Annotated in this window: 26 protein-coding genes; all 26 read left to right on the top strand. The window is 49.1% G+C overall.

The features are described 5' to 3' along the window. The first annotated feature begins 1 nt into the window (after position 1). The 26 genes from L1F29_RS31835 (at position 2) to hpf (ending at position 26012) form a co-directional block, all read left to right on the top strand. Positions 2 to 1180 carry a hypothetical protein gene (locus L1F29_RS31835; RefSeq protein ID WP_258385976.1) on the top strand — a complete coding sequence of 393 codons (1179 nt, stop codon included), beginning with the start codon at positions 2 to 4 and terminating at the stop codon, positions 1178 to 1180. Beyond that, on the top strand, positions 1177 to 1893 hold the full coding sequence (locus tag L1F29_RS31830) for a hypothetical protein (protein WP_258385975.1): 717 nt from the start codon (positions 1177 to 1179) through the stop codon (positions 1891 to 1893). Before L1F29_RS31835 ends, L1F29_RS31830 begins: the two co-directional genes overlap by 4 nt. Before the next feature lie 214 nt (positions 1894 to 2107). After that, entirely contained in the window at positions 2108 to 2824 is a 717-nt protein-coding gene (locus L1F29_RS31825) for a hypothetical protein (protein WP_258385974.1), read from the top strand. Positions 2825 to 3439: 615 nt separating this feature from the next. Then, positions 3440 to 5731: an ATP-dependent helicase ComFA gene (locus L1F29_RS31820; RefSeq protein WP_258385973.1), complete on the top strand. Its 2292-nt coding sequence runs from the start codon at positions 3440 to 3442 to the stop codon at positions 5729 to 5731. Positions 5732 to 5734: 3 nt separating this feature from the next. Next, complete coding sequence (locus L1F29_RS31815) at positions 5735 to 6589, top strand: ComFC family protein (protein ID WP_258385972.1); 855 nt, start codon at positions 5735 to 5737, stop codon at positions 6587 to 6589. A gap of 515 nt (positions 6590 to 7104) precedes the next feature. Continuing rightward, entirely contained in the window at positions 7105 to 7521 is a 417-nt protein-coding gene (locus L1F29_RS31810) for a TIGR03826 family flagellar region protein (protein ID WP_258385971.1), read from the top strand. 104 nt (positions 7522 to 7625) lie between these two features. After that, on the top strand, positions 7626 to 7889 hold the full coding sequence (flgM, locus tag L1F29_RS31805; RefSeq protein ID WP_258385970.1) for a flagellar biosynthesis anti-sigma factor FlgM: 264 nt from the start codon (positions 7626 to 7628) through the stop codon (positions 7887 to 7889). Positions 7890 to 7913: 24 nt separating this feature from the next. Beyond that, positions 7914 to 8414, top strand: coding sequence for a flagellar protein FlgN (locus L1F29_RS31800; RefSeq protein WP_258385969.1), 501 nt, complete (start codon positions 7914 to 7916; stop codon positions 8412 to 8414). A gap of 15 nt (positions 8415 to 8429) precedes the next feature. Further along, the gene (gene flgK / locus L1F29_RS31795; protein WP_258385968.1) at positions 8430 to 9962 is read left to right on the top strand and encodes a flagellar hook-associated protein FlgK; all 1533 of its coding nucleotides are present in this window, start codon (positions 8430 to 8432) and stop codon (positions 9960 to 9962) included. 57 nt (positions 9963 to 10019) lie between these two features. Then, on the top strand, positions 10020 to 10928 hold the full coding sequence (gene flgL, locus L1F29_RS31790; protein WP_258385967.1) for a flagellar hook-associated protein FlgL: 909 nt from the start codon (positions 10020 to 10022) through the stop codon (positions 10926 to 10928). A gap of 14 nt (positions 10929 to 10942) precedes the next feature. Continuing rightward, the gene (locus L1F29_RS31785) at positions 10943 to 11512 is read left to right on the top strand and encodes a DUF6470 family protein (protein WP_258385966.1); all 570 of its coding nucleotides are present in this window, start codon (positions 10943 to 10945) and stop codon (positions 11510 to 11512) included. Between the two features lie 101 nt (positions 11513 to 11613). Beyond that, complete coding sequence (gene fliW, locus L1F29_RS31780) at positions 11614 to 12051, top strand: flagellar assembly protein FliW (protein ID WP_258385965.1); 438 nt, start codon at positions 11614 to 11616, stop codon at positions 12049 to 12051. A 14-nt stretch (positions 12052 to 12065) separates the two neighbouring features. After that, positions 12066 to 12314 (top strand): carbon storage regulator CsrA, encoded by a 249-nt coding sequence (gene csrA / locus L1F29_RS31775; RefSeq protein WP_258385964.1) that lies wholly within the window; start codon positions 12066 to 12068, stop codon positions 12312 to 12314. A 115-nt stretch (positions 12315 to 12429) separates the two neighbouring features. Continuing rightward, positions 12430 to 13221, top strand: a complete 792-nt coding sequence (locus tag L1F29_RS31770) for a flagellin N-terminal helical domain-containing protein (protein WP_258385963.1) — start codon at positions 12430 to 12432, stop codon at positions 13219 to 13221. Positions 13222 to 13371: 150 nt separating this feature from the next. Then, complete coding sequence (locus L1F29_RS31765) at positions 13372 to 13728, top strand: flagellar protein FlaG (protein ID WP_258385962.1); 357 nt, start codon at positions 13372 to 13374, stop codon at positions 13726 to 13728. A gap of 15 nt (positions 13729 to 13743) precedes the next feature. Then, complete coding sequence (gene fliD / locus L1F29_RS31760) at positions 13744 to 15237, top strand: flagellar filament capping protein FliD (RefSeq protein WP_258385961.1); 1494 nt, start codon at positions 13744 to 13746, stop codon at positions 15235 to 15237. A 21-nt stretch (positions 15238 to 15258) separates the two neighbouring features. Then, complete coding sequence (fliS, locus tag L1F29_RS31755; protein WP_258385960.1) at positions 15259 to 15657, top strand: flagellar export chaperone FliS; 399 nt, start codon at positions 15259 to 15261, stop codon at positions 15655 to 15657. Position 15658: 1 nt separating this feature from the next. Continuing rightward, the gene (locus L1F29_RS31750; protein WP_258385959.1) at positions 15659 to 15988 is read left to right on the top strand and encodes a hypothetical protein; all 330 of its coding nucleotides are present in this window, start codon (positions 15659 to 15661) and stop codon (positions 15986 to 15988) included. Positions 15989 to 16152: 164 nt separating this feature from the next. After that, on the top strand, positions 16153 to 18360 hold the full coding sequence (locus tag L1F29_RS31745; protein WP_258385958.1) for a motility associated factor glycosyltransferase family protein: 2208 nt from the start codon (positions 16153 to 16155) through the stop codon (positions 18358 to 18360). A 105-nt stretch (positions 18361 to 18465) separates the two neighbouring features. Further along, on the top strand, positions 18466 to 20709 hold the full coding sequence (locus L1F29_RS31740; RefSeq protein ID WP_258385957.1) for a motility associated factor glycosyltransferase family protein: 2244 nt from the start codon (positions 18466 to 18468) through the stop codon (positions 20707 to 20709). Positions 20710 to 20727: 18 nt separating this feature from the next. Next, entirely contained in the window at positions 20728 to 21594 is an 867-nt protein-coding gene (locus tag L1F29_RS31735; RefSeq protein WP_258385956.1) for an N-acetylneuraminate synthase family protein, read from the top strand. Then, the gene (locus L1F29_RS31730; protein WP_258385955.1) at positions 21579 to 22751 is read left to right on the top strand and encodes an acylneuraminate cytidylyltransferase; all 1173 of its coding nucleotides are present in this window, start codon (positions 21579 to 21581) and stop codon (positions 22749 to 22751) included. The genes L1F29_RS31735 and L1F29_RS31730 overlap by 16 nt, the downstream gene beginning before the upstream one ends. Before the next feature lie 113 nt (positions 22752 to 22864). Beyond that, the gene (locus L1F29_RS31725; RefSeq protein WP_258385954.1) at positions 22865 to 23707 is read left to right on the top strand and encodes a class I SAM-dependent methyltransferase; all 843 of its coding nucleotides are present in this window, start codon (positions 22865 to 22867) and stop codon (positions 23705 to 23707) included. A 244-nt stretch (positions 23708 to 23951) separates the two neighbouring features. Continuing rightward, entirely contained in the window at positions 23952 to 24149 is a 198-nt protein-coding gene (locus tag L1F29_RS31720; RefSeq protein WP_042170033.1) for a cold-shock protein, read from the top strand. A 108-nt stretch (positions 24150 to 24257) separates the two neighbouring features. Next, positions 24258 to 25352, top strand: a complete 1095-nt coding sequence (locus tag L1F29_RS31715; protein WP_258385953.1) for a DUF2920 family protein — start codon at positions 24258 to 24260, stop codon at positions 25350 to 25352. A 114-nt stretch (positions 25353 to 25466) separates the two neighbouring features. Further along, positions 25467 to 26012: a ribosome hibernation-promoting factor, HPF/YfiA family gene (gene hpf, locus L1F29_RS31710; protein WP_258385952.1), complete on the top strand. Its 546-nt coding sequence runs from the start codon at positions 25467 to 25469 to the stop codon at positions 26010 to 26012. The last annotated feature ends 28 nt before the right edge of the window (positions 26013 to 26040 follow it).

Here is a 26040-nt window from a genome sequence, read left to right as displayed (position 1 = left end):
AATGGTTCGAAATCCGATTATCGCCCTGCTGCTCGGAATTGTGCCGGGACTGGGCCATCTTGCCGTCAACCGAAAGGGGAGAGCCTTTGTATACCCTTTTCTGTTTTTTGGCGCGCTGGGCTTTGGTTTTCTGTTTCTGTTAGCGAATGAAGAAGAAGGGGTTATTCTTGCGTTGATTGCGGCGGCCATAATCTGGGCGATCAACATGCTGGATTTGGTCATCTGCTTGCTCCGGCATGGCGGAGGGAACTTCAATGGGGCTACTTATGGGCCGGGATATGCAAACGGCGGCGTATATACACCGGGAGATGTGCCGCCGCCGTTAGGGGAGCACGACGGTTCTTTTGGATACGGCGCATACCCTGGCGGCACAGTCCCCCATCCAAGACGGGATGACGCAGGGGAACGCTTTTTTACGATATTACTGTCTTTCGTTCCAGGACTGGGGCATCTGCAGCTTGGACTGATGCAGCGCGGAATAACGCTGTTGATCGGCTTCTTCGGCCTGTTGACGATGATTCTGTTCGTGTCCATTCTGGCGCATGAAGAAGGCTTCCTCGTCTTTCTGGTGGCCCTGCCGATCGTGTGGCTCTATGGGATGTTCGATGCCATTCGACACGTTCAGCGCAAGCAGGCCGGGGAAATGCTCATTGACCGGTCCATTATGGAGGATTGGGACGATCACCGCCAGGGCGGCAAACGCAGCCGCTGGTTCGCAACCGTTCTTTCGATCATGCCGGGTGCGGGCCATATGTACCTAGGACAGCAAAAACGCGGACTGCAGCTGATGGCGGGCTTCCTGTTGTCGATTTATTTGCTGGATGTGCTTCAGCTCTCCTTATTTCTGTTCATCGTGCCGATCATCTGGTGCTTCTCGTTCTTTGACTCGCTTCAGCAGCAGTCCCGGTACGCCACCGAAGGCGGGTACGTAGAGGATGTTCCGGTGGTGGACGGGCTCATGCATCGGCAAAAATGGATCGGGATTATCCTGCTCCTGCTCGGTTTATATTATATGGCGGACCGGCTGCTCATCGATTTCATTCAAAGGGTCTTTGATAATTGGCAGCTGACGAGCGATATCCGCTATTACATGAAAACCGGCTTCATGTCGCTATTGCTTGTCGCGGTAGGCTTAAGATTGCTTGTCGGCAGCAAGGCCAAAGGAGGCTCGCCGGAATGAGGCAGTGGCGAGTAGGGACATGGTCGATGGGAATCGCGCTGACGATCATGGGCGTGCTGCTGGTCACTTCGCAGTTCAACGGATCGAAATGGCTTGATCAGGGTCTGCTGTGGTGGCCGCTCCTCTTCATGCTCGTCGGCTTGGAGATCCTCGTGTACCTGTGGCGCAGTCCGGGTGAGCACCCGGTGCTCCGTTATGATCTGTTCAGCATGTTTTTCATCGGTCTTATAGGAGCGGGCAGCCTTCTGTTCACGACCGCCAGCGCAACGGGAATCGTGGATGAATTGCGCAGCGCGATCGGGGCGCGCGAGGTTCGGACGGAGGTCAAGCCGATACAGCTTGCAATCCCCCCGGAAGTAGGGCGAATCGTCGTGCAAGGGGAGCACAACTGGAATGGACGAGTGCTGATCGATCCCGTCAAAATGAAGAGTCCGGAAGTCAACGCATTCGGAGCTTGCCGGTATACGATCGGCAAGGACGAGCAGCAGCCGGAAGGAATGACGATGATCAGCACCCATCAAGCGGGAGACACGCTCTACCTAACCGCGAGCCGGCCGATTGAGGAGCGATTGCTGTTTAACGAAAGCAGTTCTTCTTGTACGCTGACGGTCGTGCTGCCTGCCGACACTGCCGTGGAGGTCCAGCAAAGCTTGAATGCCTCGCTGGTGTCCGAAGCCAAGCTGCCTGCAAAATGGAAGTTTACCGCTTACTAACAGTTGGCCGAGCGTGTACCGTGCGGACTGGACTGGTTTTCTTATCGTAGAGAGAGACTTGAGATTATTTGCTTCGAGGGAAGGGCTGGCGATCGATGCCGGCCTTTTTTAGTTTGCGGGAAGGCGGTTGCCTGTTTCCCGCGACTTGTCCGTCAATGTCTGGAACCACTAGGCGGAGCGCAGCATATCATGTCACAAAAAGGAGGTGGCGGCCATGATTCCAATCCTGCTCTGGGTTTGCGGTTGTTACGCCTTAGCTGCGATAGCTGTGCATACGGCGTTCCGATATACATCGAAGCAAGAGCGGAAAGTGAAACATTATGTTCTTCTGGCAGGCAACGAGCAGCAGCAGATGGAATGGTATATGCGATCGCTGCGAAGGCATGCGATGCAGACCGGCAAGGAGGTGCAGGTGACGGTCGTCAACCGCGGCTCCAATGACGAGACGATGGATATCGCGCGGTTATTCGTGCGCCGGGGAATGAACGTGAACATCGCGACGGGAACGCCCTTCGGCAGCTCCGGACGAATCGGTTACGGGGTACATGAATTCGGCTTTCATACCGGGAGCTTCGGAGCCGGCGATGATGAGGGCTGGGGCGGATCCGGAGGAGATGAAGGCTTAAATTATCGCCCTAAGCTCATGGCGGATCGAGAGCCGGGAAGCGATGCTGATGAGATGGATATGGATCGCGAGATTCGTTTGGATACGTTTGCCGTGCAGAAGCGCTCTTCAAAATGGCAACGCTTTCGCAATAGGTTCATTGCATCCCGATTTATAGGAAAGGGTCGGGAAGGAGTGCGCGGGGATGCCTTGGAGCCGACCCATCTCATGTGGATGTTGCAGGCGGAAGGGATTATAACGGAGGCGGCCCACGCGGTTCTCGTCGATTTAAGAGACCCGAATGATCTCTCGAAGCTCCCCTTGTAGGCGGGCGGCACAGTTGTTCAGCAGGAGCGAGACGAAGGAGGGGGAATAGACGGTCTGGAGGATTGATGCGGCAATTGTGATGAAAAGGAGTAACAAGACATTGCACCGGGGACGGAGGCCATGTATAATGAGGTCATCGAATACGGACGAGTGAAGCACACGCGTACGGCTGCCGGGGGCAGCTAACGCTGTGCTTTTTTTGTTGCCATATCGTATGAACGATATCGGGGCAGTCGAGTGGGGAATCGTCTGTGTTCCCTGGAATTCATTCGAAGATGGAACTCTAGGACATAGGCGGGTTAGCGGTTGCAAGGTCATTGAACCTGTACAGCAGCGGAATGAGAGAGAAGCCGGAATTCATTCGAAGATGGGATTCTAGGACGTAGGCGGGATAGTGGTTGCAAGGTTATTGAACCTGTACAGCAGCGGTATGAGAGAGAAGCCGGAATTCATTTGATGATGGGATTCTAGGACGTAGGCGGGAAAGTGGTTACAAGGCTATTGAACCTGTTACAGCAGCGGTATGCGAGAGAACATTCTTTCGGTTTATGAAATCGGATGTTGTGCGTACGGCGTTTGCGGAGAGCTTAGGGAAGGTCGCGAAGGAGGCGATGCATGATGAAGGTGCATGTTTATGTAGTTGTGGACCGCGGGATGGCTCAAGTCCATTGGACGATCGCTCCGGAGCTTGATTGTGCCTATTGGCTGAACTCGGGCTGCAAAGAGACGGCAGAGCGGGTGGCGGCTGCTTGGTCTGGAGGGACTACTCTAGAAGGGATCGGAATACGAGACGGTGGCTCGGCTTGGGAAAGGAATTATGGACGAAGGGAAGAAGGGCATTCCGGGCGCAAATGTCTGTTCTGGTCAGAGCCGATTCCGCTCGGTATCGCGGTTGGTCTGGCCGAAGCGTGGCCGGGCGGTGCATTGAGGGAATGGGACGAGTCTTCTGCGTCAGCTGCGTTCACAGACCATATGAGGAAGGCCTTGCAAACCGATGAGGGCAGCAGCCGCGGAGGGATGAGGAGTCCGAGTCATGTTGGCGTGCGTTCTAAGGAAGGGAGTTATCCGCACGCTGCGGGAGAGCTGCAAATTATTGCTGCAGCGGATCGGACCGATCTGGATATACAAGCATTGGCAGCGCATGCTTGCCGATTATCCGCGCAGCTGCGAGGACGGGCGCTGCTTGCCGCCGAGCTGCTCGCCTTGCTCGAAGTCGCAGACGGAGCCTCTGCGGCTACCGACTTCCGCGCGGCGGCGCCCGCGCTCCAGCTGGCCGCGCTGCTCGGCCTGCTGCGCCTCGGGCGCGCGCTCGCGCCACAGCGGGCGCCGCGCAGCCTGCTGCGCAGCATGCGGGCTGCGCCTGGCGCCCGGCCGCCCGAAGGGCGGCTCCGCTGCCTGCGCTGCGGCAGCGGCGAAGCGCACATGCGCCGCACGCCATGCGCAGCGTGCGGGCGCATGTGCGCCTATTGCGAGGCGTGCCTCGCCATGGGCCGCAGCCGCGAATGCGGGCTGCTCATCCTCGGCACGCCAGCGGCTGCGCAAGCGCCGGGCCAAGTTCCGGCGCAGGGCGCCCGGGCAGTTGGCGCGCCGCCAACCCTCGGCGCACAGGCGATGGAAGCGAGGCTGGCGACATGGAAGCTCAGCCCTGCACAGGCGGCTGCGGCCGCAGAAGCGCTTCGGTATATCGAAGCGGGTGAAGCTGCGGGCGGACGCCCGATATGGAAACGATGGAAGAGCTCCCGGCTCATCCAGGCAATGACTCGGCTGTTAGCCAGATATTCCGCCTCCACACGGCAGAAGCCGGTACAGAAGGAACCCACCTCACGTCACACAAACACCGCATCTCCAGCCGTTGCCGAATACGCTGCCATACCGCGGCGGTCATTCCTATTATGGGCGGTCACCGGAGCCGGCAAGACGGAGATGATCTTCCCGCTCGTCGAGGCATGCTTGCAGCGGGGCGGACACGCGCTCATCGCTACGCCTCGGCGCGATGTCGTACTCGAGCTGGATCCGCGGCTGCGCCGCGCCTTCCCGCAGACCACAATCGTGACGCTGTACGGGGGCAGCCCGCAGCGATGGGAGAACGGCGGCATTACGCTCGCGACGACACATCAGCTTTTTCGCTTCCAGCATGCATTCGAGCTTGTGGTGATTGACGAATTGGATGCTTTTCCTTATCACGGCGATCCCCTGCTGCATTATGCGGCAGCGAAAGTGTGCAAGCCGGAGGGAGTCACCGTGCTGTTATCGGCCACACCTCCGGCCGAGCTCCAGGCTGCAGCCAGGCGCGGCCGCCTTCCGCATGTCCGGGTGCCGGTCCGGTTTCACCGGCACCCGCTGCCTGTTCCGATATACATACCGCTGCCGCCTGTCAGGCAGCTTGTTTACTTGAACAAACTGCCCAAGCGGCTGGTAAAGGCGATTCAAGCTTCCGTCGACAGAGGTGCTCAGCTGTTTGTTTTCGTTCAACAGATTCGCCATATCGATCCGTTCGTCCGTCAGCTGCGCCGGGAATTTCCCGGTATCGTGATCGAGGGCACATCGTCCAAGGATGATGCGCGCGGAGACAAGGTGCATCGATTCCGTGATTGCCAGATCAGACTTTTGGTGACGACAACGATACTGGAGCGGGGCGTCACGGTACCCAGGAGCGACGTGTTTATTATGGATGCCGACGGAAGGCTGTTCGATGACGCTTCGCTCGTTCAGATGGCCGGGCGCGCGGGAAGATCGAAGGATGATCCGGCGGGGAAGGTATACTTTTTCGCCCCGTCCCGCAACCGCGCCCAGCAGCTGGCAATAAGACAGATCACGGGCATGAATAAGCTGGCCAAACGGAAGGGCTACCTGCTCCAAGATCCAGGTGCCATTTCACAGCCGTCAGCGAAGAATAGGAGGCCTTGAAGCATGAGTTCGCTTCTTCATTATGTACGACATATCGTTCCGGGAGCCTTTCGTGCCACGATCTCGATGCTGGCGCCAACTCCATCGGCATGCTTGACCTGCAGTCGTACCTATCGCGAGAGCCGCAGTCAAGCACAAGGAGGGCTCGACGATTCCATCGTTTTTCAACGCTTATGTCCGGAATGCCGCTCCTCGATTCCATGGATCACCCGTATTGCGTGTCGGGTTTGCGGACGACCGGGCCCGTGCGGAGACTGCAAACGCAGATTGGACTCTGCCTTTGTATGCAACCGCAGCGCGGTAAGCTACGACGAGGCGATCCGCGGCTGGCTCGCGCTCTATAAATACCGGGGTCACGAGGCGCTGGGGCAGCTGTTGGGCGAGATGCTGCATGCTGCATACGTCAGGATGTACTCGGAGCTGGCGCAGCGCCAAGCAAATTTCCGCTTCGATGCGGCCATACCCGTTCCCCTAAGCGACGCGAGGCTTCTCGAGCGCGGCTTTAACCAAGCGGAGCAGCTTGCTACAGCCGTGGCGGTGCGCAACCAGCTCCCTCTTGTACGAGCGCTGCGAAGAACCCGCCACAGTGACAAGCAGAGCTATAAGACGCGTGGCGCGCGCCTAAGCAGCACCCGCAATTTATTTGCTGCCGAAGAAGCGGCGCTCCGGCCTCTGGTCGGTCTGCTTAACGATGAAGCGGTCATCATGAACAGAGCGCTGCGCCTACTGATCGTTGACGATATCTACACGACGGGGAGTACCGTTGATGCATGTGCCAGGGCGATTCTTGATACAATGCAGCGAGATTATCCTGGAATTCATACGGAAATCTATGTCCTGACGCTTGCCCGTTCATAAGGCAGGAAAGAGGAAAAGCTTCCTTGTGATACGACTTGCGAAAGCTTCAGCAACGGCACCTATTTTAATAATCACTATGATCGTTCCTAGTTACCATGGAGCCGCAAGGATACTACGGTGACCGCAGAAGGTTTCTAGGTCTTTATTCCTTATTCCTTATTCCTTATTCCTTATTCCTTATTCCCTCCCCCTGTTGAATGAAAGGAACTGAACGCGAGTGGAGCGGGAAGAATGATTCTGGAGAAGCGATAGCGTTCGCCTTTGTTCCCGAATATCCACCATACTCGTGGGATTCAAAGATATTCGGGAACAACAGCGATCGGAAGAACATTCTGCCTGCGCAGCGGTTTAAGTTCACATCATTCTATTATCTTCACTCACTCATACATTTTATCTTTCATTCAATCTTCCATCCCTTCAATCGTTCCCTCTCAATAGTAAAAAAAAGATGAATTTTGTCGATATAACTGATAGAATATGGGCAACTATATGCTGCCTGAAGGGGGGCAAGGACATTGGAACTCGACAATTGTCCTAAATGCGGAAAACTATTTGCCAAGAACTTTCGTGAGATTTGTCCAGCTTGCATCAAGGAAGTGGATGCGCAATATATGATTTGCGCGGACTATCTGCGCAAAAACAGAGGCAGCACGATTCACGAGCTGTCCGAAGCGACCGAGGTGTCCGTCCCGCAAATAACGAAATTTATACGTGAAGGCCGGATTTCATTGATCGGCGCCCCGAATTTGGGATATCCATGTGAGGTCTGCGGAACGCTGATTCGTGAGAACAATATGTGCGCCAACTGCAGAGCGCGGCTGCTGCAGGATGTGAACAAGAACAAAGGGAAGCTTTCCAAAGAATCGGAGAGCGCTCCTACGTCATCAATGGCCTCCTATCGGATTAAGGATAGTCTTAGAGACCGAAATTGACGGTTCGGTAACAATTTCTATAAATTTTGAATGGATTATGCCGATAATACTCTTAAAGAGTTTATCGGTTTTTTATTGTCGTCAACAGGTTGGAGGGATGAAACATGAAAATAAACGAACCACAGCGAATAGGCGCAGTGAACCCATATCAGAAGCACAATGAGCATCGAACCGGCGAAATGGGACGCAAACGTAAAACCGACGAAGTGCAAATTTCGGCGGAAGCGCAGGAGATGCTCTCATACAGCCGCGTGAACAATGCAGAGCGGACGAAGCGGATTGAAGAGCTGAAGCAAGAGGTCAGCACCGGTACCTATCATGTGGATGCCGGCAAGATTGCAGAGAAAGTATGGCCATTCTTGAAATAAGGGATTGCGGAAGGTGAGGCATACGTGAACAGCGCTGCTATCGTCGAAACATTAGAGAAACAAGTGCAGATATATCAAGCGCTATTAGAAACGTCCAACCAGAAGAAGCCGATTCTGATCAGCAATGACGTCGAGCAGCTCAATGCGCTAACCAAGAAAGAACGGCAGCAGATGCAACAAGCGGAAGCGCTTGAGCAGCTGCGCATTCAACAGGCCAATCAGTACTTCTTAAGCTTCGGCATTATCCGGACGAGGGCCGGAAGTATTACGGATATCATAAGAATCGTAACGAACGCTCAGGATAAGAAGCGGCTCCTCGAGCTTCAGCAGCAGCTGTCGGACTTATTGGATGAACTGAGAAGAACGAATGAGTTGAACCAGCAGTTAATTACCCAATCGTTGCGGTTCATTGAGTATTCGCTCGATTTGATGGTCGAGGATCCAACCGAAGATATTACCTATCAGCATCCGAAGAATCCAGGTTACGGTAACTCCAGGAACGGTTTGTTCGATACACGAGGATAGAGGGGGAACGCCAGCATGAGATCTACGTTTCATACGCTGGAGACGACGAAGAGAAGTCTTTTCACACAGCAAGCGGCTATTAATACAGTGGGGCATAACATTGCCAATGCCAATACGGAAGGCTACTCGCGTCAGCGTGTGACCATGGTGGCTTCACGTCCGATCGAGGCATTCGGCATGAACCGTTCGACTGCTCCAGGCCAGCTGGGCACGGGCGTTGAATTTACGGCCATTTCACGGATCCGCACCGCCTTCCTGGACGACCAGTTCCGCAATCAAGCGAAATATGTGGGTAACTGGTCCGTGCAGACGGATACGTTAAGCAAGCTGGAGGCCATCGTGAACGAGCCTTCGGACAGCGGCATTCGCACGGTCATGGATAAGTTCTATCAAGCTTGGTCCGATTTGAGCAAGGACCCGGAGAACGTGACGGGACGTAAGATTGTACGCGAGACGGCTGTAGCCCTTACCGACTCTTTCAATCAAATCAGCAAGCAGCTGACAGACTTAAACGCCGACCTGACTACGAATATTGAGGTCAAAGCTACGCAAGCCAATACGATGTTGAATACGATTGCCTCGCTTAATGCCGAAATCCGCAAGATTGAGGCGCTAGGCGACCATGCGAACGATTTACGGGATCAACGGGACTTGCTGACGGACCAGTTATCCCAAATTGTGAACGTTCAGGTGGTGGAGCAAGCGGACGGTTATTCGATTTCCATGGGAGGAACGAATCTCGTGGAAGGAGACGTGGTAACGGAGCTTTCCTCCGCTTCGCTCACGGCTGCGTTTCAATCGGGTGATTTGAACAATGGCGAAGTGTACGGGATGTTCGTTGCCCGGGATGTATATGTAGCCGATTACCGGCGTCAGCTGGATACGATGGCTAACACGCTTGCTAATGGCGATATTCAAATTACGCTTCCGGCCGGATCGGTGAAGCCGGGAACGACAACACCGATTACGGCTCCTGAGACGATAACGGTTAAGGGCATTAATGGACTGCATAAACTGGGCTATACGCTGGAGGAACCGGCGACAACGGGCCTCGATTTCTTCACTTTCAAGGCTGGAGAGAATGGAATAACGGCCGCAAGCATCCAGCTGAATCCCATCATCAGCGCCGATACGAATAAGATCGCCAGTTCCATGCGGACTACGACAGCGAATGGGGTAACATCCGTCGTGAAAGGGAATAACACCCTGGCTCTCATTATGTCCGAGCTTAAGGATACCCCGTTCAAGTTCGACCAGACGGCGACGGGCAACGGCATTACGGAAGCTACGATCGGCAATTTTTATAATTCAATGGTCGGCTCGCTCGGCGTACAATCGCAGGAAGCTTACCGGCAGTATCAGAACTCGGTGGCCCAGACGGAGCTGGTCGATAGCAACCGCCAATCGGTCAGCGGGGTCTCGTTGGACGAAGAGATGTCCGATCTTATCAAATATCAGCATGCTTACAGTGCGGCTGCAAGAGTGATGACAACGTTCGATCAAATGCTCGAGAAATTAATTAACGGCACCGGTGTTGTAGGGCGTTAATGATTAGCTTGCTTTCGAAGCGGACGACTAGCACTAAATTATAGGAGGTAATCAAAGATGGCACTGCGCGTAACGCCTAGCATGATGCACATGCAGCTGACACGGAATTTGACCCGCAACTTGACGCAGATGCAGGAGCTGCAGAATCAGGTGACAACGGGCCGGAAAATCAACAAAGCTTCCGATGACCCGGTAGGCATCACGTATTCCTTGCGTTACCGGACGGAGCTGGCCTCCAACGAGCAGTATCAGAAGAATGTGGATTCCGCCCTCTCGTGGCTGGATTTTAACGATACGGTTCTGGATCAAGCGGGGCAAGTACTGCATCGGGTGAAAGATCTGGTGGTTCAAGGCTCAAACGGTACCAATCCGCAAGTTGCACTCGACAGTATCCGCGATGAGATCAGTCAATTAAAGAACCAGCTTCTCGATATTTCCAACAGTAAAGTAAACGGCAAATACGTGTTCAACGGACAAACCTTCGATAAGATGCCGTATGATCCCAATACCCCTAACTTTGATCCGAAGACCGTCGTTACGGACACGGGCGAGATTTCGTATGCAGTCGGTGTAGGGGTCACCCTTCCAATCAACTTGACAGGTAACCAGGTTTTTGGAGCTGTAGGCGAGACGGACAACGTATTTGCAGTATTGGATAATATTATGGCAGGACTGACCGCGGGCAGTCAGGGCGCTGTATCGGCCCAAATCGGCAATATTGAGTCCAGAATGGACAAAATTTTGAATGCCCGATCTGAAGTGGGGGCTCGTGTCAATCGTGTGGAGCTGATGCAGAACCGTCTTCAGGATCTCGAGCTTAACTTGACCGATATGAAGTCCAAAACCGAAGACGCCGATTTCGAGAAGCTGTTGATCGAATCCAAAGTCAACGAGAGTATCTATCAAGCTTCACTCTCTGTCGGGGCCAAGGTCATTTCGCCAACGCTCGTCGATTTCCTGAGATAGGGGCGATTTCGTAAGTGCTCTTACCGATCATTCAAGCAGAGTCCATTAAGGGGCGAATCGGCATTGAATCTCAACCGGGGCAATATGACATAAAGACGAGACGCCCGGAATTGCAGATCGAATCCACCCCGGCCCAAATCAGCGCTCCCATGCCGGTAGTCCAGCTTAATATCGATCAAAGCCGGATGTGGGAGGCGTTCCATGGCGGCAAGCCGACCGTTTTCTGGAACCGGATTTATTCCCAGATGCCTGATATTGCCTTGCAGGGGATTGCCAAGACTGTCGAGAAGGGAAACCGGATGGGAGACCTGCGTATCCGCGTAAATCCAATACCGGATTTGGCTCTGGAACAGCTGATGGAGAAGGGACCTGCACTTTCGGTATTCGGGCCTGCGACACCGGATAATGTGGATATTCATTTCACGATACCCCCGCTGGATGTTCAAGTAACGCCAGGTCATGTGGAGATCAACGCTCAAGTATATCGGCCCGAAATCGAATACCGTCGCAGCAGCGTGCGTGTTTCAATGGAGCAATATCCAAACGTCCAGTTTCGTGTAACGAATTTGGACCTACGGATCTAAGAGTGGGAAAGCACGTAAGCTATAGACAAAACGTTGTCGTTTTGCTCTGTAGCTTTTTTCATTCTGAACCGATATCATAGCGTTAGAACGGAGGGATTTTGATGAAACTATTAACGAACCGTTTCGGTGAAATTGAATTAAATGAAGATCACCTCTATACCTTTGCAAAAGGTATACCCGGTTTCGAGACCCACCATAAGTTTGTGTTGTTGGCACCCGAACAGGACGAGCCCTTCAAGTTTCTGCAGGCGGTCGAGGATCCTGAATTAATGTTTGTTATTGCGGATCCGTTCTTGTTCTATCCCGATTATGAGTTCGATCTTCCCGACTCCGCGATCGAAGAGCTTGGGATTCAATCCCCCGACCAAGTGCGCGTGCATGCGATAATAAGTATTCATGGCGATCTTGAGAGTGCCACGGTTAACCTTGTAGCGCCCGTTATCATGAATAGAAGCTCCAAGCTTGCGAAACAGGTTGTGCTAAGCAAGACAGCCTATTCGACGAGACATCCATTGTTCGCTGCCTCGAAGCAGCTCTAAGAAGGGAGTCGCACATGCTTGTACTATCGCGCAAGAAAGGCGAGTCGGTTATTCTTCAGGACAATATTGAAATTACGATTCTGGAAGTAACGGCGGATACCGTTAAGATCGGTATAAACGCTCCCAAGGATATCGAAATATTGCGTAAGGAAATCTATACGATGGTCAAGGAAACGAACCGGGAGTCCGCAGCTTCAATAACCGGTCTTGAGCAGCTTCAAAATCAATTTAAACAAATTAAAAAAAATAGCGATGAGCTATAAACAATGTCCTATTCCTTCCCGATATAAGTTACATAACCGGCAAAGGGCGGCCGACCTCTAGCCGGTATACCACACGGATGTGGGATCATACAACCATTCAGGGAGGAATTTTACAATGCGTATTAACCACAATATTACGGCTCTTAACACCCACCGCAACATGGGTTTGAACAATGCTGCTGCAGGTAAGTCCATGGAGAAACTGTCTTCCGGTCTTCGTATTAACCGTGCTGCCGACGATGCTGCAGGTCTTGCGGTTTCCGAGAAAATGCGCGGTCAAATCCGCGGTCTCGAGCAAGCTCAAAAGAACGTTCAAGACGGGGTTTCCTTCGTACAAACAGCTGAGGGCGCAATGAACGAAGTAAGCGCTATGCTGAGCCGTATTAAAGAACTCGTTGTTCAAAAAGCGAACGGCACTTACTCCTCTTCGGATAAAGGCAACATTGATTTGGAACTGACAGAACTAACGGACCAAATCGACAGCATCATGAGCTCGACAACGTTCAACGGCATCAATATCAACACGGGTACGATTAACATCCAGGCAGACGACAGCACACAACAAATTACGATTTCTGGTATCGTGACGACTGCTTTCGTTGGCAAAGCATCTGCTTTCAAAGCTTCCGGAACGACTGGCGCTCTCTCGAGTATCGAAGTTGCGATCAAGGCTGTTTCGACGCAGCGTGCGACTCTGGGTGCGAAGCAAAACCGTCTTGAATACACTTCGAACAACCTTGGAACGACAGTTGAGAACCTTACTGCATCTGAGTCGCGTATCCGCGATACAGATATGGCAAGCCAAATGGTTAAGCTTACGAAGGAAAACATCCTTCTGCAAGCTTCCCAAGCGATGCTCGCGCAAGCTAACTCGCAGCCACAAGGCGTATTGTCCTTGCTCCGTTAATTCTCGGTTGCTCAGAAAGAGATCTTGGGATTCCCAAGGTCTCTTTTCTTTCAATATTGAAATTATGTATGTTTCTTATGATCGAGACTAACAATGGAGCTCCGTTAGTCCGATACTATTAATAAGAACTCATGATGAGGTGGAACGACGATGATGAATATTTCATCAGTAAACACCACGACAGGCTATATGACAGACGGGAGTACACACATCGGCTCGCGGAATGAAGCAGTAATTGAGAATAAGAATAGTAGTAATACCAGTACCAATAACGAGTCCATCGATCGACCGCAGTTGAAAAAAAGTCTTGAGCGTATCTTGCAGGCTATTCAAGGACCGGAAACAACGGTTGAGCGATCTGTCCATAAGGAAACGAACCAAGTCGTGTACAAAATCAAGGATAAGGCAAGCGGTGAAGTGATTAGACAATTTCCCGAAGAGAAATTGTTGGATGCCGCCGCCAGGCTTATTGAATTAACAGGCATGATGATCGATGAGAAGGTATAGGAAGGAGGATGTAAAATGAGACTCTCTGGATTAGCTTCCGGCATGGATGTCGATGCGATGGTCAAGGAGCTTATGAAAGCCCGGCGATCTTCTTATGACAAGATGATCAAGAATCGCGTTAAGGTAGAATGGAAGCAAGAGGATTTTCGTACGATGAGCACGAAGATCGTGGATTTTAGAAATAATAAGCTATCCACTTATAACGTATCGAATGTGATGAAGGCGAAAACCTCGCAAGTTAGTGGGGACACGAACGCGTTGACCGTTAACGCTACGAATTCGACTGCTTCCGGAACGTTGTCCGTTCAGGTTACATCCGTAGCGAAAGCTGCTAATGATGTTTATACGTTCGCGGATCCTTCGAAAACACTTGAGGAATTGGGATTTACATTGGAGATGAAGGATGAAGGTAGCGGTCCACAGCCGACAGGCAATGTACTTGCCACGATTAACGGAAAAACGATAGCCATAAACAAGGACGCCAAATTGGCCGACTTGGCAAATGCGGTTAATAATTCCAGCAGTATGCTAAAGGCAACAGCTGTTTTCGATGCAGCATCAGGCAAGCTATCGCTGGCGGCAACGCAGACAGGCGCCAATGGACTAAGTATTGGAAACTTTCCTCCAGCTGTGGAACCAACCAATCCGCCAACCGTTCCGACTCCAGCTGTCACGAAGCAGACGATAACGGCTGGATCGGATGCCAGCGTAACGGTTAATGGAATTAATTACACGAGCTCCACCAACCGCTTCACGGTAAATGGCGTCGATTTTACCGTAAAAGCCGAAACGGCAGCGGGCAGTCCGACTATGATTACAGCCGTACAGGATACGAATAAGATCATCGACACCATCAAATCCTTTGTTGCGGATTATAACAGCTTGATCGGCGCGCTTAATACGGAACTTTCGGAAGTGAACAATCGCAATTATATGCCGTTGACAAGTGAAGAAAAGAAAGAAATGACGGACGATGATATCAAGCGTTGGGAAGAGAAGGCACGGAACGGTACGCTAAGGAACGATAACACGCTTACCAAGCTGGCGACGGAGCTTCGTCTCTCGGCCACCTCGTTGATTGGCGGAATCGATGACGGCTCCGGTAACAGACTATCGATCGGAATTACGACGGGGAGTTACACGGAGAAGGGTAAACTCATTCTCGATGAGAATAAGCTGCGCAGCGCGTTGGAGTCGAATCCGGATCAAGTTACCGATCTCTTCATGAATCCGGATAAAGGCGTATTCAGGCAAATGTCGAAGTCTTCCATGGATGCCTTAACGGACCTTTCCAAAAAAGCGGGCACATCTCTCGTTAGTACCGACTTAACGATGTCCTTCCAAAAGGATTCATCGATAGGCAAGGAAATTGAGCAGATGAAAAAGCGTGAGAGTGCGATGCTGACACGTCTCAATATGCTTGAAAAACAATATTACAAACAGTTTACTGCGATGGAAACGGCAATTAACAAATTTAATTCACAATCATCATCATTGTCGAGTCTATAAGTAATTAAAGGGGTGTAGAATGTGGTAAACTCACCATATCAAATTTACCAGCAATCATCCGTTCAGACAGCAAATGGCGGCAAGTTGATCATTATGCTCTACGAAGGCGCTATAAGATTTACGAAGTTGGGTATTGATGCTGTCCATAACCGTAAATATGATGCGGCTAATACGAATTTCTTAAAAGCTCAAGCCATTATTAATGAATTAATCGCATCACTTAATTTCAATTATCCAATATCGAATGATTTAGTTAAAATATATGAATATATGTTACATTGTCTGATTCAGGCTAATGTGAAGAAGAATGCGACAATTGCTGAGGAAGTTGTGGCGCATCTGATGGATCTGCTTGGAACCTGGAAGCAGGTTTCCAACGGAACGGCAGGAAACCATCAAGCAGCTGTGGATTCCATTTGATATGGTTGAGCTTATCACGCACTTATTGAATGTAACGAAGAGGACGTCTGATCAAATCGATGAGATCAATGAGGAGGAGCTGAATGTACTGCTCGAGCTTCGTGATGAAGTCATCGGTCAGCTTAACGGCAGCGGTAGTTCTTTATCAAAGACCGAGAAAGAATTGCTTCAGAAAATCGGAGAGTACGATTACGTAATCGTACAACGAATGGAATACCTGAAGGAAGAAGCATCCCAAGGACTTGCCAAGCTTCAGGCATCGCAGATGCAGAAGAGCAGGTATGAGCAGGCATCCGCATCCGAAAGTTACTTCATAGACCGCAAAGAATAGATACTGTCAAAAGAGACTGCTGGGTTATTATTCCTAGCAGTTTTTCTTATTAAATGACCGGGATTATCCGATATAATGCTTATCGACATTGTATAAGGGTGTGAAAACGAATGCGCGAAGAGCTACATGATCTATTTGAAACCATAGAGGAGATTAAAGCGTTTTTGCCTCGATTGCAGAGAGCATGCGGATCGATATCCGATTTATTCTATGATAAGTTGACCGAGCAGGCGTGGTCGGTATTCGGCCAGGTAGTCGCTGGATTGGATGATCTATATAAAGTGCTGCGTACCGTGGATAATGGACTGCAGGACGCTGCAGTCGATTTCGGCATACAGCCCATCATTCATCATACGGTGGGAACAATTGAAGAGAAGTTCTCCTTATTAAACGATTATGTTGACCGTGAAATGCATGTGGCCGTTGGCGATATCATCAAGCATGAGTTTATTCCCCTCATTCAAGGGCTATCTATTAGTCTAGGGGAAGAAAATGAGGCGATGAAACGGCGTTTCGAGGTTAATGCGGCCTACTTTCAATCGGCCCACCCGGAGGTATACAAGCAAATCGCGGGTCTTGTTTGGGATCAGTTAAATTATCAATTGATTCCCGCTAAGGATGGAACGCCTAATCTGCATATACGAAGCGGTAACGCATCCGTAGCGTTATATAGTACATACAATCCAATGTATGAGGTTGTACGTTGGGCGGAATCTGAGACAAGCAAAGGAACAGGGAGAAGGCAAATTCTCATGTATGGTCTTGGGCTCGGGTATCATTTGTCAACGTTCTCACGGCAGCATCCAGATGTAAAGGTCGTTGTCGTTGAGCCGGATGAGCAGATTCTGCTTGCCGCAATGCATGCGGTAAATTTGGAAGCGTTGTTTAAGGAAGCCAATGTACATGCAATGGAAGTTGGCGTGAGAAGAGGCAGGTTAGAAGATATTATAAAAGGGTTTTATACTTTAAACGACAGCAAAGTGAGCGAAGTGAGTATCCCGATTTATAATCGTTTATATTCCGACGATAAAATTATCTTAAAAGATTTGATTCATCAAGTCGCCTGGTCCTATGTATCGAATATAAGCACGATGAAAGAACGCGGACTGCAGCATACGAAGAATGTTCTATATAACCTTGCTGCAAACTTAAATACGCCGTCACTATCGAATAAATACCAGTCGCTGAGCGGAACGTCCGCCGTCATAGTAGGTGCGGGCCCTTCATTGGAAAGGGATGTCGAATGGTTAAAGAAAGTAAAGGATTACGCGCTCATTATAGCTGCAGGCACTTCGATTCAGTCGTTACAGCATTACGGAATAAAGCCTCATCTCGTGGTTTCAATGGATGGAAGCGATTCTAACTATGATGCATTCAAGCCTATCGACCGCAGCGATATTCCTTTCGTCTATATACCGCAAGTGGACTATCGAATTGTTGATTTACAGATGAGCAATACGATGCATGCATTCTTCTACAGCGATGCTATAACCAATTATTTGATGGGAACCGTAGAAACGGATCCTTTATTCCGTTCCCATTTTTCCGTAACCGGAACATGTATTCAAATTGCAGCTTATTTAGGCTGTACAGAGATTATCTTTACGGGACAAGATCTGTCCTATCCTACCAGCAGCATGTATGCAACCGGAGCGAAGCATGTCAGCAGCGAGCATAAAAGCGAAGTCGTCAACAAGGCAAACATGTCGGTAGATAATGTGCAAAGCGGCAAAAATAGAACGGATGTGCGAATGCAGATTACTCTGGCAAATATCGAGGAAGAAATACAACGGACTGCCGATGTGCAATTTGTTAATGCGAGTCAATTGGGGGCAAAGATTGAGCATACGCGATTTGAACCGATGAGCAGCGTATTGGAACGATTAAGCAGTCGGCCGCGTGTTGATGAGCTGATAAAACAAATACTAAGCGACCAGGGCGATACGTATGATCGCTCGAGAAAGCAGGAGGTTGAAGCAAGACTGCGGGAGCTGCCTGTATTGACGAATGATATCGATAAAGTCATACAGGAAGTCAAGACACAATTGGATACACTGCCCGGTCTTGGACAGACCGATCCGGATCAATGCCTGCAAGCAATGGCTGATATTGAAGATCAATGGGGCATAATCGTCTGCAGCAAGCTTTTTGAGGCTATATATACCTATACCATCGGCGGAGATGTACATGAATTTGACCGCAAACTGCCTGAGCTAGCCGAGGAGAAGAACATTCAAAATAAGGCGAAGATGTTCGTTGAGGTGCTGGGTAAACTGATCGATCGAATGGTAGATACGAATATTCATTTGCAGGCGTATTATGAAGAAGCGATTGCGAGAATAGATAGACTGAAAGTTATTTCATTAGGTTAATTGGAATATATTACAAGAGTCCGTCAGAGACAATTCTGATGGACTTTATTAATTTATTTAGGCAAATATCCGATATATAGAGTAGGTACGAGAGGGGACGGACAGATGGATCAACAGGTTGATGCCGTTAATAGGGTCTTAGCTGATATAAAAAACTTTTTACCTGACCTAGTCGGAGCTTGCACGAATATCGCTGATGTAATCCAAGAACCTCTAGCCGCACAAGAGTGGGAACAATTTGGCTATGTCATCGATGGTATCGATGATCTCTACAGAACATTAACACACGTTAACAATAGTCTGAATGAATATGATTTCCGATTTGCTCTGCAGCCTTGTATTGCACGCGCAATAACGGATATCAACGATACCTTTCAGGATATGAATCGCAGTATGGACCAGGAAGACTACATTGGTGCCAGTGATTGCATGACATACGAGTTAATACCCGTACTTAAGCAATTGGAGACTGATCTGGGGCAGGACAAGCAGACGCTGGAACAACGATTTAACCGCAATAGGAATTACTTTCAAATCCACAAGCCCATGCTGTACGATCGGATTCGTTCTGAAGCAAGGAATCGCGAACACTACCAGATTGTAACCAGCAAGAATGGTAAACCAAATCTCTATATCAAAATAGAAGGACAGGATCCCTTATATTTATACAGCCGATACAATCCTGATCGAGAGGTTGAACGATGGGTCGATAAACGATCCATCAAACCAGAAGAAACGACAAGCATCTTTTTCTATGGATTTGGATTTGGCTATCATATCGAGCGGTATGCAAGCTTGTATCCGCAGCATCGTTTATACATATACGAGCCTGATGTGCAAATACTGCTGGCTGCGATGGAAGTTGTTGATTTTCAAGCCGTATTCGAGCGGTATCCATTCGTAGATTTTATTGTGGGAGCGGACGGGAAGAACAGGGAAAAGATGTTTTATCACTTCGCCAGATATGCCAAGGGCGAGCCTGAGCTCTACACGCTGCCGGTGTATGATCACATACGCAAGGAAGATAAGGAACAATTCTATCAAGAAGCAGCCTTGGCTGTCGGCAACTACAATAGCTCGATTATAAGATCGGAAAAGTCCGGCGTGGAATGGGTCAGAAATAGTCTGTATAACCTCCAGGCGACTTTAATCACGCCTTCAATTGCCGGCTTGAAAAATAAGTGTAATGGAATGACGGCCGTTATTATTGGAGCGGGACCTTCATTGGAAGCGGATATCAGCCATCTGATCAAACTTAAAGAGCATGCCTTTCTAATCGCTGCCGGTTCGGCCATCCAATCTCTGCTTCATTATGGCATAAGACCGCATCTTATCGTTTCTATCGATGGCGGCGAGTCGAACTATCGTGTATTTAAGAACACGAATATAGAAGGAATTCCATTACTATATGCCCCAATGATCCATTATCAAATCATCGATGATAACCGCAACCATTTGCTGCATGCTTTTTTGGACAACGATGTAACAATGGATCATCTTATGGAGCTGCGTAACGGGGAACCGCGTTTTCAATCTACTTTATCCGTGACGGGGACAGCGATCCAAGCGGCGGTGTACATGGGATGCAATGAAATCGTATTTACAGGACAAGATTTATCGTTTCCAGCCAATACTTTGTACGCTCCAGGAGCACGACATGTAAGTGAAGCAGCAATGAACGCGATAGTTGAAAGCGCGGATATGTTCGTCGAGAACGTACAAGGCGGAACAAATCGATATCATGCTGGTATGGAACAAACATTGGCTAATATCGAAGGGCTGATTGAACAATACCCTGACGTTGCGTTTACCAACTCATCAAGCAAAGGGGCAAAAATTAAGCATACCGCTTACCGGCCAATGGAAGAGGTCTTAGAAAGCCTGCAGCATCAACAGGTGGCCGAAGACTTTCTCCTTCACGAGATAGAAAGATTGCAAGGGTATACCCCGTCACGCATATCAGCCATAGTAGAGCGAACCATGAAACTGCCGGGTGAAATGGACAGGTATGAGAACCAATTAATGACGCTTTCCAATCGAATTGGCGGAATGCCGAAGCTAAGCAGAACGGAACCTAATAAATGCATCAAGTCTTTTCAGGCGATTCATGCTGACTGGAAGATGCTTTTGAACAGCGATCCCTACAGGGGACTATATATGAAAGTTTGCCGAAATGAGCTGCTGACGTTTGAACGAGATTTTGCCGAATACGCAGGCGAGTCTGACTTGAACAAGAAGGCAGAACTTGCGGTTCGTGTCATGCTGCCGCTTATTCAAACAATGCTGAAAAAAACGCCCGAGCTTAAGGGAATCGTTAGAGAAGCAATAAGCAGGTTGGAAGCACAATAATAATTAGGGGGATTTATAATGAAAGCTCCACGAATGATCGCTGAAGTCGGATGTAATCATATGGGCGATATGGAAATCGCAAAAGAAATGATCGTGACGGCCGCTATATTTTGCAAAGTCGATGCCGTTAAGTTTCAAAAGCGCAATAATAAAGAGTTATTAACCGAAGAGCAGTATAATGCGCCGCATCCAAACCCTCATAACTCCTATGGAAATACATATGGGGAGCATCGCGAATACTTGGAATTCGATGTTGACCAGCATAAGCAATTGAAGCAATGGTGCGAGGAGGCTGGACTCGTCTACAGTACGTCGGTATGGGATTTAACGTCGGCCAAGGAAATAGCTTCGATTAAACCGAGCTTTATTAAAATTCCTTCGGCCCTTAATTTGCACTATGATATGCTCGGATACTTATGCGAGGAGTATGAAGGGGAAATTCATATGTCGCTCGGTATGACAGCCAAGTCAGAAGAAGCCGATATCATTGACTTCTTCGTTAAAAATAAACGTGCCAAAGATGTCGTGCTCTACAGCTGCACATCCGGCTATCCGGTCCCGTTCGAAGATGTATGCTTGTTTGAAATTTCTCGTCTTCAGAAGCTCTATGGCAATGTAGTGAAAGAAATCGGATTTTCCGGACATCACAATGGCATTGCGGTTGATATCGCGGCATATGCACTCGGCGCAACTACGATCGAACGCCACTATACTCTGAATCGTACTTGGAAAGGTACGGACCATGCGGCTTCCCTGGAGCCGGACGGAATGCGCAGACTGGCGAGAGATTTAAAGGCGGTTCAGAAATCACTGACATACAAGGAAACGGATATGCTGGATATCGAATTGGTGCAAAGGGATAAGCTGAAATGGAAAAATCATTGAAAACAGTAGCGTTCATTCCGGCCAGAGGCGGCAGCAAATCGATTCCGCTCAAGAATATAAAGCAGATAGCAGGCAAACCTCTCATACAATGGACCATCGATGCTGCAATCGAATGTTCTCTTATCGATCATGTGTATGTCTCTACGGATTGTGATATTATACGGAATATCGTTCAGGAGTGCGCAAATGAGAAGGTAACGGTTATTGGTAGGAGCGAAGAGACTGCGACTGACCATGCAAGCTCTGAAATGGCTCTATTGGAGTTTACCCGAAAATATCGTTTCGAGAACGTCGTGTTCATTCAGGCGACTTCTCCTCTATTAGAGGCGGCGGATCTCGAGAAGGCCATCCAGTATTATGATGATGAACCCTTCGATAGCTTGTTATCCGTCGTTCGGCAGAAACGGTTCATGTGGACGGTCAATTCGGACGGGACGGTTAGTCCGGGGAATTACGATTATAGACGCAGGCCGAGGAGGCAGGAATTCGACGGGTACCTGGTAGAGAACGGAGCGTTCTATATTACCGGAAGAGAAAGGCTTCTGCAGAGTGAAAATCGGATTTCGGGTGCCATTGGTCATTACGAAATGGATGCAGCGTCTTACTTGGAAATCGATGAGCCAGAAGACTGGATCATAATCGAACAACTGCTAAGACGAAAAAAGAACCGAGAAATACAGCGCATCTGCCAAAATATAAAGCTGTTTATTACGGATTGCGACGGGGTTCTGACGGACGGCGGCATGTATTATTCGGAGAACGGAGACGAACTCAAACGCTTTAATACGAAGGATGCCGTCGGCTTAGGACTTTTGAGAGAGCAGGGAATCTTGACAGCTATTATAACCGGTGAAGATGTAGATCTAGTAAGACGAAGAGCAAGGAAGATGAAGGTTGAAGAAGTGCATCTTGGAATAACGAATAAAATGGAAGTTATCAATAAGCTGGCGGCAAAGTATAGCATTAGTCTTGATCAGGTTGCCTACATAGGGGACGATCTGAATGACTATGATGTTATTGGAAATGTTGGACTTTCCTTTAGCGTTAATGACGCAACAGAATGTATAAAAGAACGGGCGGATATCGTTACGCTAAGCAACGGTGGGCAAGGTGCGGTAAGAGAAGCGTGCGAGTTTATTATTCGATATATCCGCTAGACAGATAAGCGGTTAATAGACTCAGAAGGGCTGAATTATACCTGGCAACAGGTTTATATAACGGTATTGATTCGAACGATCATGGGGGTTGTCTCTTGGAGACATGTTGCTATTTGTGTGGAACAGCTAGTGGAAAGCTGAGGCATCAAGGAGTCAGAGATAATACTCTGATAGATGTGCTGGAATGTTCCGAATGTGGACTTGTATATTTATCTTCATTTGATCATATCAGCGATGATTATTATGAGCAGTCCATGATGTTGGGCGGGGTTGTGGATTTAGATCAGTATCGGTTGCGTTCATTAAATGATGATACACGCCGGTTAACCACAATCAAGGAAGAGGCAATCGACAAAACTATTTTGGATTTTGGCTGCGGCGGTGGCGGCTTTCTATCTATGATCAAACCATTCGTTCAATGTGCGGCAGGTGTTGAATTGGATAACACCATAAGAAATTCATTGCGTCAAGAAGGGCTGCAAGTATTCGCGTCTATTGATGAAATAGAGGGTCAATACGATTATATAACCCTCTTCCATGTACTTGAGCATTTGCCGGATCCGGCTGCCATACTCGGGAGACTAAAGAATCATTTAAGCCCTAAAGGAAAAATCATCATTGAGGTCCCGAGTGCAAACGATGCTTTGTTAAAATTGTATGGAAGCGATAAGTTTGCAAAATTCACGTACTGGAGCTGCCACCTGTTTTTATTTACACCAGAGACGTTAACGAAAACAGCAATAAATGCCGGATTCAAAGTAAAGTACGTAAAGCAAGTGCAGAGGTACCCGCTCTCGAACCACTTGCATTGGCTCGCTGAGCAGCGTCCCGGGGGACATCAAGAATGGAGCTTCTTGAACGATGTGCAGCTGAATCAAGCCTACGAGAAACAATTGGCTAGTATCGGAATGTGTGACACATTGTTTACTTGTTTAATGATAGATGATGTAAAGTAGTCTGCGGTACTAGGATGGATGCGTCGGACGATGATCTCCCTTCTGCACGCAAGCAGGATCTGTAATCGTAAATTGCTAGAATGCGCCCGGATTCTCAACAAATTAAAGGAAAGGCACATAATAATCCACGTTGTGTATTCGCTTACAAAATATGATTGACAATTATGTGAAGGCGATGGTATATTCGAAATGTGGTTCACTTTATGTGATTTCCAGCAATTTAAGAATGAAGGGAATGTTCTGAATGCAAGGTAAAGTTAAATGGTTCAACGCTGAGAAGGGTTATGGATTTATCGAGACTGAGCAAGGCGGCGACGTATTTGTTCACTTCTCCGCTATTCAATCCGAAGGTTTCAAAACGCTCGAAGAGGGCCAATCGGTTGAATTCGACATCGTTGAAGGCGCTCGCGGACCACAAGCAGCTAACGTAATCAAACTGTAATACGCTTAACCAAAGAAGCAGACAGAGCCCTGGAATCCCAGGGCTTTTTTTTCGTTTATTTGCCGACAATAAGTAGTACATTACATGAAGAACCGGGAGGTCGCGTGATTGTCGATCGAACTCCATCACCGCCGGTCAGGGCATCCGAATATACATCACGATAATAGTTTGAGAGAATTGGATGTCTATTATTCCGAGCCGGCGGACGGCCCGAATGATGAAACGGGCGTTCTCTTATTGATTCCTGGCTTTGGCGGGCACGCGAATGCAAATGTGTACAGAAAGATGCGGAGGACATTTTCGGATAAGTATAATCTAATGGTCGTGCAGTGCGACTATTTCGGGAATGAATTCATGCAGACTCCGGCAGCGGATCATCAATTAACGGTGTCGTCCGAGTCCTTAAAGTTGATTGATGATGAACAGGACTTACAGGATGCGTCACGTAACGGGTACGACATGAACCTGGCTATGCAGCTGGCTGAACATAAGAACATGGATTTGCTGGTGAAATGCCAACTTAATGAAACCATTGAACATTTTAATGAGATGGGCATCATGCAAGCGATCGACAATCTGACGGCGCTGTTCGATGTGATTAAGGTAGTAAAAGAAAAGGGCGTCCAAATTAACAGTAAAAAAATCATCGTATACGGCCATTCCCATGGAGCTTATCTGTCTTATATGTGCAATGCCCTCGTCCCGGAACTATTCACGCTGTTAATTGATAATTCCGCCTGGTGCTTCCCGCAATACTTGAACATGCCCAGAGTGCTGTCTCAGACGAAAGGCAAGATCAATCTTATTATGGAAATGAAATATTTAGCCGCGAGCATGGACGTTGACCGCGAACTGCTTGAATTGAACAAACTGTACCGGAGAACGAACAACAGCTGCCGAATCGTAAGCTATCATGGCGCGGATGATATATTGGTCTCTTCAGAAGAGAAGAAAGCGTTCTGCGCATCCGTTCCGAATTGCGAATATCATGAAATCACGCGAGATGCCGTGGACGGGGAAATAGTTCGATCAGCCGCACACGGGCTAGATGCAAATTTCCTGCTTCTGTTCGATTATGTCATGAAGGACAGACACTTTGACATAAGCTATGAGTGGAAGTATGGTCCCCACAAGATTGCCACCAACAAGCATGTCTATTGCATCGATTTCGACGATGATATCCCGCTGCTTACCGTCCAATAAGTAATCGCTACGGTTATTGTGTCAATTTATCTAAATATTCTAAAAAAACAGAAAATTGCTTTGTGTCCTCCTTCGCCTATGGTATAATAAGAACATGTAAAGGAGGAGTGCCCCATGAAATACAACATTCGAGGTCAACACATTCAGGTGACAGACGCCTTGCGCGATTTTGTCGAAAAGAAGCTCACACGCCTGGAAAAGTATTTTGAAGCGCCAATCACCTCCGAGCTTAATGTAACGATGTCTGTAACGAAAGGAAAACACGCGGTAGAGGTCACGATTCCGCTGCCGGGAATGATGCTCCGAGCGGAAGAGAAAAGCGACGATATGTACGCTTCCATCGATCTGGTGGTGGACAAACTGGAGCGTCAGATCCGCAAGCACAAGACGAGAGTCAATCGCAAGGTTAGGCAGGAGAGCGGGATACGAACCCTCTTCAAGGACGACAGCGCCCCGGTACGGGTGCTGGATGAAGAAGACGATATGGAGCTAGTGCGGACCAAGCGGTTCACGATGAAACCGATGGATGTCGAGGAAGCCATCCTCCAGATGAACATGGTCGGTCACTCCTTCTTCGTATTTGCCAATTCCACCACGCGGGAAGTCAACGTTGTCTATCGGCGCAGCGACGGCAAATACGGACTAATTGAACAAGAATAACAATGACAATGAATATACGGGGGCGGTA

This window comes from Paenibacillus spongiae, from assembly GCF_024734895.1.
Taxonomy (GTDB): Bacteria; Bacillota; Bacilli; order Paenibacillales; family Paenibacillaceae; genus Paenibacillus_Z; species Paenibacillus_Z spongiae.
This window is presented reverse-complemented; position numbering and strand designations above follow the sequence as displayed.